Consider the following 15,891-nt stretch of genomic DNA (forward strand, 5'->3'; position numbering starts at 1 on the left):
ACACCCCAACAATGGTCACTATGCAATGAAAATTCTAACTATGGTTTTAAGCACTTTGGTCTTCATGAGTTCAGCTATGGCTAACACCAGTGACGACATAATCAGTCGTTACAAAGAAGCGTGTGGAACGGAGTGTGGGGACACCATCGCCTATTTGTCACGCTATGCTTCCGCCCAATGTAACATTCCTTATGATTCAGTCGTAGAAACGTCAGTGGAGCTTACTGGGCTTCAATTTGTGGCGATCTCCATTGCAGTCCAACACCCACTTGCTCACTCATTGCAAAATTATGCTTTGAAGAGTCTTGATTGTTCGGACTTACATAAGTGGTCTAAGTCCATCGAAGACTACTCGTTCGTGCTAGAGGCAAACAACGGACTCCAAGGCTCCAATGTCTCAAGTAGCAATTAGAATGAGTGAGGTTATGGATGTTGAGTACTAACCAATGTAATGAAAAATCAGGCAACAACGTGAAGGTGACATGGCTTCTGGTGTGTGGACTTGTGGCCTTAATCACTATTGTTACCGTGATGATGTGGACAACGAGAGCGAATCGATTCAGTGATTACACGATGATGGAAAAATCATCACGCGAGTATATTTTAAACCTGTATGCAATGGACAACTCAACAATAGATTCAAAGGCGATTCAGTGGCCTGATTTTGCTGTCGCTCATGGTGGGGTGCAGTCAGTGAATTTGGTAACAAAAGTTTGTAAGTCTGAGGCGTCAAATGCCACCTGCTTTTTTGCGTATCAAACTTCCTTTAAAGACCAAAGCCATACCATGACATATGGAGTCAGGGCGACAAATGATGAAAGTGAACCGCTGAATATTGAATTGCTCAATGCAACTGGGGGTCGGTTGTTGCTTTCCATGCCAGATCCCTTTGTGAATAGCCCTGTGGTGGAGGTATTGGAATGAAGACGCTACATTTTCTTGTTGGATACATCTCTCTTCAATTTGGGATAATTGTTTTTTTTACAAACCCATTGAATAGCATGTCACTCACAATAATTTGCTTTCTACTGGTGGCGGTATGCTACTGTCTTGTCTCCCCGTTTATCAAATGTCGTCTACAAGAACTCAAGCATTTTGATAAATTTGTCTTTGAGATTTATCAGTCAAATCGACGTCATCCATTGTCTGAAAAGTTTGGAACGGAAGTATCTAAACACCTGTCTAAAAATGCACAATCTTCTTCTGATAAAAAGAAAGACATCGGCGCATATGTAGCCACGGACTTATACTTGTCCTTATTCACGTTCGGTATCGCGGTCGCGCCAGGTTTATTAATCCATATATTTTTACCATAAGTCTTCATTCTCATTCAGCCCCTTCATAGTCGTGAAGGGGTAACAATCCAAATCCCTCCTTTACAATGAATGCCGCGAGAAAAACTTTAATCTTCAAAAATAGGCTTGTTAATTTCAAAAATTGCTCTCGACCTTATTTAACCTATCCCAATGAAATTGCGTTTGGAGTTGAAGAGCACTATGAACAAGTTAATCAAAATTCTTATTAGTTGTTCACTAACAGTTATAGGGACTGCTGCTGTTGCGAAATCAGTGTACATCATCGGTTCCATAAGGAGTGTGCCGCCAAAAGTAGAGTTTACTTACCCTGATGAAATCTATCGTGGTGTGAAAGAGTATTCAGCCTTAGCGAAAGAAGCCGTAGCATCTGGTTGTAGATTAGAAACAGTGCGAGAAGAAGCGTATACGTCAGACAGTAGCAATCTAAAGTGTTTCTTCGAATGGACAGGTGATACCGACCCGAGCTGGAACGCGAATGGATTAGCGCTCGATGGTCGACCTACCGCAGCTGCAGGAGAGCATTACCGTTCATATCGCATTTCTTACTTCAATGGTATTGAGAAAGAACGCATCACATTGATTGAAGACAGCGTGGCCTACACTATCCTTGAACCCGTTCCGCCTGTGATTGTAAATGTCACCACGGACACTACTTCGGCTCAATATCAAGGCTTGAGCTTCATTACGCACGATAAGAATGAAAAACTTCGCAAAATTACCGTTGAGGTCGAGCCTCGTCCATTTGATCAGGTGGTGGCCTTAACTCAGTTTGGTGAATCGTGTGAGGTGCCTGAAGGCCAAGATTCATGCGTGGTCGCCATTTCTGCCTTTCATCTATCTGGTGATGATTCACTGACAGGGCAACTTACCACAGCATTAAAAGTCTCGGATAAGTACGATGTCGTATCAGCCCCGAACAGTCAGATCCAATACGCGTGGGATTACAGACCACCCGTTATTGAGCAGTATGCTGTCAAAGCTGTCGGAGATACCACTAGCAATGATATTTCGATTGATGTTGGTGGAGAAACGGTGGTTGTCCAAAACAATGAAGCTGTCGTCGTTCTCAGTTCGCCGCACAGTACCGATACAGCAAATAAGTGGTGGTTACCATCCAAGGTTAGTTTGAGCTTTGAAGAGCATACAGATCATGTCGGTGTATCCGATTTCGTTACGTTAGAGGGTAGGGATATAGGCGATTTATTCAGAAATGAACACGTTACCTATACCGAGAAGACAGTAGACAGCTTTGGTATCCCTCAACAGATTGGCAACAAGTTTGTCTATCGAATTCCGCTCAGTTCAGTGGTAGATAGATTTTATCAAGGCAACATAAAAGCCTTAGATAGATTTGCAAACAGAGGTGACAAGGAAGTGACTGCAATGCAGTTAGACCGTTTACCTCCTGAGATTCGTCTGTACAACAATGACACGCTGTTTAGTACTGGTGATGAAATCAACTTCATGGAGCATATGATTTTCACCGTGCAAGATGAAACCAGTATTGAGAATGAAATCACTGATATTTTGCTTGATGGCGTACCCGTTGAGCATATTGGTGAATTCAAGATGGCTCGTGCGATCAAAATGGAAACCCCATGGGAGTCCAATACGGTTCATAAAGTCATTGTGCGTGGTAAGGACGGGAACAACAACGTAGTTCAAAGAGAGTATTCCATTTCATTCTTACCTTTAGACTTCGAATACGACAACATCAGTGATCGCAAAGTGGCACTTGTGCAGAACCAAGACATCACATTCGCACAAACGAAAGGTCGAGCTTGTAGAATGTTCAAGTCAGAGCATGAGGCGGTACAAGGGATCAAAAACCCGACTCAAATGACTTGTTCCGTGAACTGGACAGTCATCCCTCAAGGTTTGGAAGAAGCATGGGATACTGCGAGCCCTGAGCTGATTGGTGTATTTGAAAATACGGGTCCTGCGACAGTGGAAGCTGAGATTTATATCCATGACTCTGAAGGCCGAAAAAACTTAATCAAAGTCGACGATACAAGCCTAATCGTTCATACCCCAGATACTCCAGAGATCATCTTCGACGACGACGGTATGTTTGAAGATGGCATATATGCGGTTGAGATGGGGCAATCTAGAATCGGGAGATATCGAGTTAAATCAGCGGCGTCGCCTATTTACATTACGCTCCTTAAAAATGGTGAAACCTTAGAAAGCCAATACATCAAACAGTCCAACCGATACACCGAGCACACTATCACTAAGGTAATCACAGACAGAAACAGTGCAAACCACCGAGATTTGTGGCAGATGGATGATTATGCCGTTCAAGTTCATTACGCCCGTTTACCAGAGCAAGTGATTGAGAGTGCGGTGAAGACTTATGCGGTTCCTTCTACACGAGCAAGGCTCAAGGTTGAGCAAACTTCTCGTGAAACGTCCACCGTTGACACATTCAAGGTTAAATCGAAATTTGGGCTGTATAGTAGCTTTTACCGAGATGTCGTATACAAATCTGAAGAGCTTGGTGATTGGTCTGTTCGAATTGCTGTCATGGACAAAGAGAAGAACCTACATGGCCTGACGGATTGGCAAGATATGAACGAATCAGGTATGAATGACTTTGATGTAAACTTCTCATCAGATGACATCGGTGACCTTCGATTCTATGCACAAGCGAAACTAAAATCGCCAAATGAAAATTATGTTTCAATGGTTCGCTCTCAACGCGGGACCTTGAAAATCATGAAAGGAACGGCAATCGAAGGTGAACTGCGTACACTGCGTATAACGGGTTCTGTACCGATGAATGCCGCTATTCAATATCAACATCTTACCCGTGATGACAAAGACGCCTCTGGTGAAGTGTCATGGTACATATCGGAAGACAATGGCAGTACGTGGAATCTATATGGAGAACCTGGTAAGCGCTTTTCTTTCAGTACCGCAGTAGAAGGTATTTGGTTGGTGAAAGGTCATGTTCCAAATCGCTTCACAGGGGAGATAGCAGAAACGGACGTCGTACAAATCATGGCGTACCGAGTGCCACAAACTGAACTAGTTGGGGCAGCAAACCTGATCACCGGTATGACAAGAACGTACACTCTTCTTGATCAAGGTGAAGAGGCGGATGCCGGTAATATGCTCATCAAATGGTCTATTGATGGTGGAGTCACGTTCACTGAAGGTGGCAGTACACTCGAATACACTGCAACAGGTGAAGGCAGTAACAAGATTATCGCAAAAGCGGCGTATCTTGGTTATGAAACCGATGAACAGAGCTGGGCAACAGAATATCGCTCAGTACGTTCTCAGCGAGCCAAACCTGTTCGAGTCAGAGTGAAAGGGGATACCGATGTTGAAACCACCGATACGTTAACTTTGGTTGGAGATGTCGATACACCGTATTCCAATATGGACTCCGAACTTGAAATTGAATGGGTAAGACCAGACGGAACCATTGTCGATTCGAATGTTGTGGACTTTACCCCAACGAATGATGATTTGGATCGAGCTGACTTTCATACATTCACACTGCGTGCGTGGGTTAAAGATGCTAAGGCGTTAACGTATGCGGAATTCGACCATAAGGTTCGTGTATGGGAGTATCAGTTCCCACAATTCGACGTGGCGTATAAACAACGTGTGCTCGTTGCACCTTCAGTGATTGAAATCTGGTTACGACGTCCAATTGGCGCGAATTTACGCGAGTACTATTTGTATGAGTGGAACGGACAAGGCCGACTGGAGCTGACGAAAGATTACGGACATCGAGCGCGATTTACCGCAAAACAACCGGGCATATACCCGATCTCGGTGACGGTAGAAGATGATCGCGGTAACTACGACACCTTTACTGAATATGTGGAGGTATTGGAACCTGAGCCGATCACTGTGGATTTAACTGCACGGTATAGTAACAGTTACCAACGTTCGCCACTTGATGTTAATGTCCGTCCGACAATTCGAGGTGGTCACCCATCAGACCGAGTGGCAGACTATCAATGGTATGTCGATGGTGAGTTACAACCTGAGCTAGAGAAGTCATCAGCGAATATTGAGAACCTATTAACGGGTGATCATGAATTGAAATTGAAAATACTCACCAACTACGGTCAGGAAGCGGAAGCCATCATTCCAATTGAAGTGGTGCCAAACCAACCACCGACGTGCTCTATCGATTATCGTATGTACTCGAAGACCGCCCGTATCGAAGCAAAATGTAAAGACTTGGATGGTAAAATGGTCAAATATGATTGGACAGTTGGTGATAACGTGCGTCGCAATATCGGTAAACGGATTTCAGAGTTAAGACAACCGGGCGAATCAGAGTTAGTGACGGTTGTTGGCTATGATGATTCTGGAGATACCGCCACAGCACAAATGGTCGTGCGTTGGTAAGACTATGACCGAGATATAAGAACGTCCTTGTGTCGTTATTGGTGCATTTAGACTCTTCCGTTTAAATGCACCTTTTTTATTGGATGGGTGTAGCTAGGTTGTCCACGTTTTCATTGAATGAAATGCAATACAAGCACTGAACTGTTGCCCCATCCAAGTCATCTTCATCAAACAAACTGTCATCAGACAACCATTCGTCTTGCATCGCCTCTGTTATCTCTTTGGCCATAAACACAGCAAGAGTGGCGTTAGGGTATTCCGAAGCAAGGTAAGCCTTAATATGATGTTCTAGCATCGGTTCAATGGAGTGAAGCCATAGGGATTCATTGCTTGAATGAGCCATAGTTATAGCAAGTCGAGCTTGAGTCATTGCAGACGGGCAGCGATAGGCTTGTAAATTCAGTTCCATAATCTCTCTCCTTAGCGTTTATTCCAAAGGCTAAATTTCATCACACGGGTAGATACCACAGACTTTGCACAAACGTCGGCCCATCAGTTTCTCTGAACCTTTTTGCATCATATATTTCGGTTCTTTTGCATTATCTAACTGGAGCTTTTGAACAACGCCTGCTTTAGTCCACCAGCTGTCTTTCATGTTGAGTAACGGAAGTGCTTTTAAGCGCTCTAGAGCACTCCAGTCTGGTGCCGTACCATTAGACATACCTTCTTCGATGATGGAGCGACAAACCCACGCGCATCCGTAGAAATAAATGGCTTTGCTATACATAGGGTCATTCTCAGTATCTTTTTCACCGATTGGCATAGCACTGAGTACGCCCGTAAGCGCAGGCTTGAGCATGTTGAACAACTGATCTGCCATTTCAGGGTTCTTGGTGAGTAATGCATTTGTTTTCGCGGCTGTGGAAGCGCTGGCAATGCTCAAGAAATCTTGAAGCTGTTTTAAGATGAAAAGATGCCCATTGGTGAGCTTTCCACTTACCGAGATCAGATCCCATAGGGACAATTGGTTCACTTCTAAATCCAGAAATCGACGTAATAACCGGCTGTAAGGTTTGCTGCTGTCGAAGTACAGGTTCAGACTCGTCGTTGGTTTTCTCTGATTGAAGTGAAAATCACTGAATAGTTGTTTTATTTGCTCAGTCACAGGCTCTAGTGTGTCGGTATCAGAGACAAGGAATTTCACGCTCAGGGTTTGCGTCGCAAGCTCAGGCATTTCAGTTAATAAAGATTGAAATAGCTCATTACGGTTTTGACCATCGGCAATATGACGGTCACAGTCGGCAGGGATCACGGCTTTAAGCATCCTACGGTTACCTATAATGATCTCTTCTTCATCCTTTAGATGGCTTAAACAAATCGCCAGTTGTCGGTAGACATTCTCTATGGTATGACCTGAGCCAAGGTGTTCTAGATATTGTGGTTAAGCTATATGTCTTGTGTCAGTTGAGAGCAATAGCGACAAAAGTAGAAAGGATCACACCTAAATTAATGCAACAAGTTTATGAGGATGAATTAAAACCTGTTCATCCAATGCTAGCAGCGCTTCGCTCAGGTGATGTTGAAGAAATGATTAAGTTTTCAGATCTTAAACTAAGCAATACTGATAAAAGGTTACTTGAGTTACAAAAACAGGTAGCAACAACTGTTAAGCAGACACCAGAGGAGTTTGCATATCAACAGCTCAGAACCGATGAAGAGCGACGTGTATATATGGCCCTAAAAGACGAGTTTGACTCAACACTTTTAGCTCCTGTAATACGACAGCTGTTTGACCTGAATCTAGATTTGACATGGGTCAGCTTACTGCCACTGGTACATGAGCAACTCACTAACCCTGAACAGTTACTATCTAAAAAAGAGCTTAAGCCAAGTAAAGGCAAGAGGGCCTCCTCAATTAAACAGGCGCAATGGCATACCCTTGATAGTGAGGATTTGAGGTTTGTTCACTCTCAATCTGATTCTGATAGCGAAGTGTACACCGCAATGTCAAATTCGGGTCTGATTCTAGACATTCAGTCATTACTAGAAAAGGCGGTTTAATATTGCGTTGCTTCCCTGTCCCTTACCCAGATGAATTAATCTATAGCTTAGTAGCTAGAGCTGGAATTCGCAGTGCGATAACAAGCTCTAAACAGCTACTAGATGAAGTGTATGGTGACAGAAAAGTGATTGCGACAATTGACCTGCCTAGTCATTTATCTTCAATATCAGAGCAGCTAGTTAACACGGGACGATTTGATGTCCAACAGCTTATTTATGAACATACAATGTTCCCGATTTACGCTCCTTTTGTTGACGAAAGCATTAGGGTTAGAGCGATGGAGCGAATGGAACATTGCGCTAAGGGCTCTGTTCATCTAATGCTAGGAGCCCCAGCTTCTATTGTAAAAACATCAGATGATTTTTGTGTTTGCCCAGCTTGTGTCGCGGAGCAAAAACAAAAATTTGGGGAAAGTTATTGGTCTAGGTTGTGGTTTTTACCATCCTTACCTTATTGCCCTGAGCACGGCCTTCTGAATAAATCGACAACCTCTTACCATGATAGTCGGCACACGTACCATGCATGTGGCCGAATACAATGTCAGCCCTTTTTATGTAACCACCAGAATATAACAGCGCAGCGGTTTGCTTACTTAGCGAGCAAAGCTAAAGAGGTAATGTGTTTACCAGCCCAAGGCTCCCCGACTCAGCATCAATGGAGCCTTTTCTACAATCATCTAGCACACGACTTTGGGTGTGGAAAAGGCCCTAAACAGGTTGCTCACGATAAGATTGCGGACTTAGTTGTAAGCAAGATCGTTACCCCTGAGCTAACCATCAATTCTGATAGAGATACTAACTGGCTTCGCACGTTATTTCGCCGTCATCGTAAAGCTTTTAGCTATCTACAGCACTTAACGGTTTGGTGTGCTTTTATTCCTGAAATGTCGGCTAGTGAGATCATAAAAGAAGTAAAATCAAAAGATAAAGTGACGGTATCGATCCCGAAGGACAATGCTCAGCTTGTGCCAAATCCAAGTGAAGAAAAACGTGAGCTGTGGCGTCACTTAATAGGTAACGCCCCGGTTAAGAGAGCACGCAAACTTCCTGGTGGTGGTGCACTGTATGCTTGGCTGTACCGAAATGATAGAGATTGGCTATTAGCTTTCAATCGAGTCCATCAATCCCAACCTCATGTAAGGCAGAAAAAAGTAGATTGGAGAGCAAGAGACCGATCACTAACTAAGCAGCTTATTAGGATTGTAGAACGATTAGATACTGTTGTTGATGGTCCTCGAAGAAGCAAAAATTTCTTACTTAAGCAGCTAGATGATTACGGTTCGGTGAGCAAAAAACTGAACTTATTACCCTTGCTATCTTTTGCTTTGAATCGGTATCAAGAAAGCGTCTTTGAGTTTCAAGCTCGTCGGCTAGTCATAGCTGTAATCGCAAAATCAAAAACAGGTTCAGGAATGAGTCGCTGGCAATTGATGCGTTCAGCAAGCCTTCCTAAAGAAAGAATAGTGCCAATTGTCGACGACTTACTTGGCTGGGTAGCCACGGGATCAAATCTAAAATAAGGATGTACTGATGGGAGCGAGGTTTTACAAGTGTGATGATGATGTGCGTGTAGTTCATACTGGTAAGATATTGGTGCGGGAAAGTGATAAGTCTTACCGGCCTTTAATTGAGGTTTGGTGCTATCCCCCACAGCAGAAAAATAATTTTCATGCGACTGCATTTTCTAACGTTCCTGCTTTGTATCGAGGAAAAATAATTAATCAAAGAGGGTTATCAGAAAGTTACGCTAAACGAGGGCGTCATAAATTTAGAAGTAATGAGCTCCTTCGACACAGTAACTTGAGTGAGTTCCCCGACTCAGAGTCAGCAGAGTCTTTGAGAAAGAAAGAGTCAGCGCAACATGCATTTGTATTAGACCGAGGCGCTGCCCCTAAACTGATTATTCCTCAGCTAGAGTTGGCAAGGGTCCTATTTTATGCCAGCTCTTACTTATCGCGAGCGTCATTAATGTCTTCTCGTTTGCTTACAGACTTCAAGGTCGAAGTTAACAGCAAGGAGGACTATGCCAATATCGAAGTGTTGCAAACATCAAACTTTCCTCCTTCGGCATTCAATGATTCAGCAACAAGAGCAATGTTGAGCTGGTTACTTGTTGATAGTAATGCAAAGCGTTCATTTGAGTCGATTTTTAGATATTTCAACGTCGAAAAGGACCGAGATGTATCTGCGGGGTATAAGCGTTGGCTATTTCACTTCGATCCTCCCCAAATGGCTGGATGGTCTTTCGAATACGAAGGCAGGCTTGATGCAAGTGGCCGCTACTTTCTGGTTGAAAAGATCACGGATATTGAAATTAATGCTCAAATGCCGTCTAGGGTCTATTTCCATAACCCGTCTTTTACGCATCCAGATGAAGGCCAAGAGCCAACCATTGGTGGCAAAGGCCCTGAACCATACGAGCGTCCAGAAGATCATATTATCGATGATGATCGTGAGGCTTCCGATGCTAACCATGCATTCTTACTAGGTGAAAATACCTGCTCAGTAAGGTTTAAAAATCGTTTTTCAACGTCGAAAGCAACAATCCCCAAAAGGAGTCATCGGCCAGATAGTAGCAAAGATGCAGCTAAGAAAGCTGGTGATCAGGTCAGTACCAATGAGCCTGGTAGTAATGGTGAGATACCTTCGGCAGACATGGGAGGAGGTATGCAAGATTGCACTGATCGATCGGAGGAGTATGCTTCTCGTTTTACGGCCTTTAACATGATGGTGCAAATGCTAGAGGAAAAATACGCCTGTACAATCATTGACTCGTACACTCATGAGCTGGATCAGGTTGGACGTAGTAAATGCCACTTGATTGACTCTGATGCAAAGAGAACGATTCGTTGCGTTGTCGTGGAGCGAAATGGTCATGTGAATTACTTGCTCGAAGTTGATGTAACAGGCCTGAGTAAATGGATCTCCACAAAATGTATACGGCAGATTGATACTCGCAATTGGAAAGAGCAGTTTTCTCGAATCAAAAAAGGCGTAGTGACAAAGTCTCTGGGATGGCCGACAAAGGAAATGGATTCCATGTTTGGCTTCAAAAAGCATATTGGTATTTCTCACCCGAAATCCGTTGAAGGACACCCTACGGGAATTCCTACAGAATCAATCTTAGATTGGGCAGGAAGAGTCGCAGATAAACTCTAGCTTACAGATCAAGAGTGGTCGCTTAGTCTTCCCTACAAAATAATTTGTGATAGGATGATACCTAATAAAATTAATTAGGTTGAAGCATATTCAGTGTTTTATGGCCATCTGTCCAGCTTCAACCAATAGAGATTGATTAGTCATTGCGGATAAAGAGCAGCATTGAGTGACGCTTTTCAATGTGATTACGCGATGTCTGACCGTACTTTATAAACAGAGTTTTAAGAATCTGGTTGAATTGGATAAACAAGACGCATGACAAATGATGCTCTGAAACAAACGGTAGTGGCGAAGCCAGATAGGCTTTCGCAGATAGCGCAGTTGCCACAAGCAACCAGGGATCGCATTGCTCACATCGATTTCACCTTATTGTTTAAGGGCGAAGCGGTACGGGCGGATTTAGTTGATCGCTTCAGCATTGCCGCTGCACAAGCAACGAAAGACTTCACAATGTACCGAGAGCTTGCACCAGGCAACATTGAGTATGACCAAAAGCTCAAGTTGCACAAGCGCGGTGAAGCATTTGAGCCCTTGTTCGACTACGACGTTGTGAGAACGCTGGCGACGATTAGCCAAGGGTACGGAGATGGCTTTACTGGAAAGGTAAAACCACCGCTGGCTTGTGAAGCGCCTTATCACCTTAACAAGCCCAGTTTATCTATAGTGGCAAAAGTCACCGAGGCCATACACAAAGGCAAAGCCTTGAGTATCACCTATGTGTCGTTATCGAGCGGTGAAACCACGCGTGAAATTGTGCCGCATACGCTGGTAGACAATGGCCTGCGTTGGCATGTTCGTGGTTTTGACCGCAAGCATAATGAGTTCCGTGACTTTGTGTTGACCCGAATTAAAGCAGCGGGTGTGCTTGAAGATTCAAAGCTGTCTGAGGCTGAACTTGAAACTCAAGACCGACAATGGAACCGATTTGTAGAGCTTGAGTTAGTGCCGCATCCACGTATTGAGCACAGCGAAGCGATAGAGCTGGATTATGGCATGACGGGTGGCGTTCTAAAGGTTGAGATTAGAGCTGCAACCGCTGGCTATTTGCTTCGCCAATGGCATGTGGATTGTTCTACGGAACACTCATTAATGGGCTTTGAGTATCAGCTTTGGTTGCGTAACAGCCAAGCACTTTATGGTGTCACAAACTTAAATCTAGCGCCTGGCAGAACAAGTTAATCGAACGATGTAGCGTCCATTTAGGCGTTACATAAAGAACAAAATTTTAAATTTATAGTGAAGCCGTTGCAGCAACCTAGTGGGGTGCAACCAACACTGAACAGGAAAAGAAAATGGATCATAGTGTACATAACAAGCTCATCTCATTTATCTGGAATATTGCCGACGACTGTTTACGGGATGTGTACGTTCGCGGTAAGTACCGTGATGTGATTTTACCTATGGTGGTATTGCGACGTTTAGATACGTTACTTGAACCCACCAAAGAAGCCGTGCTTGAAGAGGTAAAGTTCCAAAAAGAAGAGATGCAAGCCACAGAGCTTGATGATGAACCATTGAAGGCTGCCAGTGGTTATGTCTTTTACAATACATCTAAATGGACGCTGAAATCCCTGTTCAACACCGCGACTAATAACCAACAGATATTACTCGCCAACTTTGAAGAGTACCTGCTTGGCTTTAGCGATAATGTCAAAGAGATCATTGAGTGCTTTAACCTCAAATCGCAAATTCGTCATATGGCCTCCAAGCAAGTCCTTCTTGATGTCGTCGAGAAGTTTGTTTCCCCCTATATCAACCTAACTCATGAAACGGTCGAAGACCCAGATGGCAACAAGATGCCAGCCCTTACCAACCTGGGTATGGGTTACGTGTTCGAAGAGTTGATCCGCAAGTTCAACGAAGAAAACAACGAAGAAGCAGGCGAACACTTCACGCCACGTGAAGTTATTGAACTGATGACGCACCTGGTGTTTGACCCAGTGAAAGACCAGTTGCCGCTTACCATGACAGTGTATGACCCTGCGTGTGGTAGCGGTGGTATGTTGACTGAATCTCAAAACTTCATTGAAGAGAAATATCCAAACGACAGCCGAGATGTTTACCTTTACGGCAAAGAGATCAACGACGAGACCTACGCGATTTGTAAATCGGACATGATGATCAAAGGTAACAACCCTGAGAACATCAAAGTAGGCTCAACCTTGTCTACCGATGAGTTTGCGGCTTCACGCTTTGACTTTATGTTGTCTAACCCGCCATACGGTAAGAGTTGGGCGTCTGAACAGAAGCACATTAAAGACGGCAGTGATGTGATTGACCCACGTTTTAAGGTTAGCCTGAAAGACTATTGGGGAAATCTCGAAGTGGTGGATGCCACGCCACGTTCAAGTGATGGCCAGCTACTCTTCTTAATGGAAATGGTCAACAAGATGAAAGATCCGAGCATAAGCCCATTAGGCAGCCGGATTGCTTCTGTTCATAATGGCTCATCGCTCTTTACCGGTGATGCGGGCGGTGGCGAAAGTAACATTCGTCGCTTTATCATTGAAAACGACATGCTAGATGCCATCGTTCAGTTACCTAATAACCTGTTCTATAACACCGGTATTACCACTTACATTTGGGTGTTGAACAACAATAAGCCTGAGGCACGTAAAGGAAAGGTGCAGCTTATTGACGCCAGCTTGCTATACCGTAAGTTGCGTAAGAACTTAGGTAACAAAAACTGCGAATTTGCGCCTGAGCACATCACGGAAATCACCGATACTTACCTCGCGTGTGTGGACGTTGAAAGAGCACTTGATGCAAACAATGATCCTATCGGTATCGCCAGTAAGGTCTTTAGTAATGACGACTTTGGCTACTACAAAGTCACTATCGAGCGCCCAGATCGCCGCAAAGCCAAGTTCACTCAAGAAGCAATAGCTCCACTGCGTTTTGATAAGCAACTTAGTGAAGTGATGGAGTACGTGTACGCAGAGCACGGCGAACATGTTTACGAAAAAACAGGCTATGGTTCTGAAAAAAAACAGAGCTTCTTGAAATCCATTGAGAAGGACATTCTTTCTTGGTGTGAAGATAACGACATCAGTCTCAATGCCAAGGCGAAGGCAAAACTGCTCGATGTGAAACACTGGCTGGCGCTTAAAGCATTGCTTGAAACGGCACAAACGCTGATGGGTGACATCGGTAGCATTGAATTTGATGACTTTAATAGCTTCAAAACCCTAGTTGATAAATCGCTAAAAGCCCATGCTATTAAGCTTTCAGCACCTGAGAAAAATGCCATCCTGAACGCGGTGAGCAGGTATGACGAAACCGCCAAGAAAGTGGTGAAAAAGATCGTTAAATTAACGGGTGATAAATTAAACGACCTGCTGGAGCGCTATGAGTGTGAAGTCGCTGACCTGCCAGATTTTGGTTATTACCCCGTTCCTACAACAGAAGGCGGTAAAAAAGGCGAGTTCATTACTTATGAGACCAACTCAGACCTGCGAGACACAGAATCTGTCCCACTGAAGCAAAGCATCTACCAGTACTTCCTAGACGAGGTGAAACCGCATGTTGATGAAGCGTGGATAAACCTAGATACGGTGAAAATTGGCTATGAAATCAGCTTCAATAAGTATTTCTATCTGCATAAGCCATTACGTAGTCTTGAAGAAGTAGCAACTGATATTATTAACCTAGAGCAGAAGGCTGAGGGTTTGATTGCACAAATATTAGGCGTGAAAGTGGCGGAAGTTCAGGGAGAAGCCTAATGGAAAGCATTACCTCAACGCCGAAGTATGATCAATATATTGACTCGGGTTATGAGTGGATTGGCGAAATTCCACAGCATTGGGACTTGGTTAAGTTGGGCTCGTGCCTATCCCCAGTATCGGTCAAAAACTGCCCTGAATTGCCACTGCTTTCGATAACACGCGAACAAGGTGTTATTGAGAGAGACGTGGATGATCAAGAGTCAAATCACAATTTTATACCAGATGATCTTAGCGGCTATAAAAAGCTTGAGAAAGGTCAATTTGGTATGAATAAAATGAAAGCGTGGCAAGGTTCCTACGGTGTATCAAAGTTCACTGGAATTGTAAGTCCTGCGTATTTTGTTTTTGATTTTACAAAGGCAATAAATCCTGAGTTTTTCAATTGGGCGATACGCAGTAAGTTATACGTATCGTTTTTTGGTAGTGCATCAGATGGTGTAAGGATTGGTCAGTGGGACCTTTCAAAAACACGGATGAAGGTGATTCCTTTTGTCCTGCCTTCAGAAGAAGAGCAGTCCCTAATTGCAAATTTTCTCGACAAGAAAACCACTCAAATTAACGATGCGATTGCTATTAAAGAGCAGCAAATTAGCCTGCTGAAAGAGCGTAAGCAGATCATCATCCAACAGGCGGTGACCCAAGGTCTTGATCCCAATGTGCCTATGAAAGATTCCGGTGTGGATTGGATTGGTAAGATTCCAGCGCATTGGGAAGTTAGAAGAGCGAAGTATATTTTTAAAAAAGAAAACCGCCCTGTTAGGCTCGAAGACGATGTTGTTACATGTTTTAGGGATGGCCAGGTTACATTGCGGACTAATAGGCGAACCGAAGGTTTTACATTTGCTACTAAGGAGCATGGTTATCAGGGGATCCGGAATGGAGATCTCGTTATTCATGCAATGGATGCATTTGCAGGAGCTATAGGCGTATCCGACTCTGACGGTAAATCAAGCCCAGTATATTCTGCATGTACCCCAGTAACAGGTGTGGAAGTTAATCCAAAATACTATGCACTTTATTTAAGAAACTTAGCGTTAGGTGGCTTTATTGAATCTTTAGCAAAAGGAATTCGTGAAAGGTCAACTGACTTTAGATATAAAGATTTTTCAGAGTTATTTTTTCCTCTGCCAGATATCGAAACGCAAAATAAGGTGGTTTTAGAAATTGAAAAAAGTCACCGAGAAATTGATGGTGGCATTAGCGTTCTGACCAAGCAAATTGAAAAAATCAAGGAATACAAAACTTCCCTGATCAACAGCGCCGTGACAGGGAAAATAAAAATCACCCCAGAAATGGTTGAGCAATAGGATGCGATT

At 43.7% G+C, this 15,891-nt stretch carries 11 protein-coding genes; 9 read left to right on the plus strand and 2 right to left on the minus strand.

All coding sequences use genetic code 11. The features are described from left to right. Positions 1–25 precede the first annotated feature (25 nt). From OCV56_RS25915 to OCV56_RS25925, 3 genes are all read left to right on the plus strand, one after another. Positions 26–412, plus strand: coding sequence for a hypothetical protein (locus tag OCV56_RS25915; RefSeq protein ID WP_133152233.1), 387 nt, complete (start codon positions 26–28; stop codon positions 410–412). A 17-nt stretch (positions 413–429) separates the two neighbouring features. Next, positions 430–924: a hypothetical protein gene (locus tag OCV56_RS25920; RefSeq protein ID WP_086714966.1), complete on the plus strand. Its 495-nt coding sequence runs from the start codon at positions 430–432 to the stop codon at positions 922–924. Positions 925–1,496: 572 nt separating this feature from the next. After that, on the plus strand, positions 1,497–5,690 hold the full coding sequence (locus tag OCV56_RS25925; protein WP_086714964.1) for a hypothetical protein: 4,194 nt from the start codon (positions 1,497–1,499) through the stop codon (positions 5,688–5,690). A 76-nt stretch (positions 5,691–5,766) separates the two neighbouring features. Here the strand turns inward: OCV56_RS25925 and OCV56_RS25930 are convergent, their stop codons facing one another. Both OCV56_RS25930 and OCV56_RS25935 read right to left on the minus strand, forming a co-directional pair. Further along, positions 5,767–6,099, minus strand: coding sequence for a hypothetical protein (locus OCV56_RS25930; protein ID WP_086714963.1), 333 nt, complete (start codon positions 6,097–6,099; stop codon positions 5,767–5,769). Between the two features lie 30 nt (positions 6,100–6,129). After that, the gene (locus tag OCV56_RS25935; protein ID WP_086714962.1) at positions 6,130–6,954 is read right to left on the minus strand and encodes a DNA sulfur modification protein DndB; all 825 of its coding nucleotides are present in this window, start codon (positions 6,952–6,954) and stop codon (positions 6,130–6,132) included. Positions 6,955–7,067: 113 nt separating this feature from the next. On the opposite strand from OCV56_RS25935, the gene OCV56_RS25940 reads away from it, so the two are divergent. From OCV56_RS25940 to OCV56_RS25965, 6 genes are all read left to right on the plus strand, one after another. Next, positions 7,068–7,691 (plus strand): hypothetical protein, encoded by a 624-nt coding sequence (locus OCV56_RS25940; RefSeq protein ID WP_228761203.1) that lies wholly within the window; start codon positions 7,068–7,070, stop codon positions 7,689–7,691. Between the two features lie 2 nt (positions 7,692–7,693). Beyond that, positions 7,694–9,211: a TnsD family Tn7-like transposition protein gene (locus tag OCV56_RS25945; protein WP_086714961.1), complete on the plus strand. Its 1,518-nt coding sequence runs from the start codon at positions 7,694–7,696 to the stop codon at positions 9,209–9,211. Positions 9,212–9,221: 10 nt separating this feature from the next. Then, the gene (locus OCV56_RS25950) at positions 9,222–10,850 is read left to right on the plus strand and encodes a Tn7-like element transposition protein TnsE (RefSeq protein WP_086714960.1); all 1,629 of its coding nucleotides are present in this window, start codon (positions 9,222–9,224) and stop codon (positions 10,848–10,850) included. Between the two features lie 255 nt (positions 10,851–11,105). Then, the gene (locus OCV56_RS25955) at positions 11,106–12,029 is read left to right on the plus strand and encodes a WYL domain-containing protein (protein ID WP_086714959.1); all 924 of its coding nucleotides are present in this window, start codon (positions 11,106–11,108) and stop codon (positions 12,027–12,029) included. A 113-nt stretch (positions 12,030–12,142) separates the two neighbouring features. After that, positions 12,143–14,572 (plus strand): type I restriction-modification system subunit M, encoded by a 2,430-nt coding sequence (locus OCV56_RS25960; RefSeq protein ID WP_086714958.1) that lies wholly within the window; start codon positions 12,143–12,145, stop codon positions 14,570–14,572. Further along, complete coding sequence (locus OCV56_RS25965) at positions 14,572–15,882, plus strand: restriction endonuclease subunit S (protein WP_086714957.1); 1,311 nt, start codon at positions 14,572–14,574, stop codon at positions 15,880–15,882. The genes OCV56_RS25960 and OCV56_RS25965 overlap by 1 nt, the downstream gene beginning before the upstream one ends. Positions 15,883–15,891: the final 9 nt, after the last annotated feature.

This window comes from Vibrio gigantis, assembly GCF_024347515.1.
GTDB lineage: Bacteria > Pseudomonadota > Gammaproteobacteria > Enterobacterales > Vibrionaceae > Vibrio > Vibrio gigantis.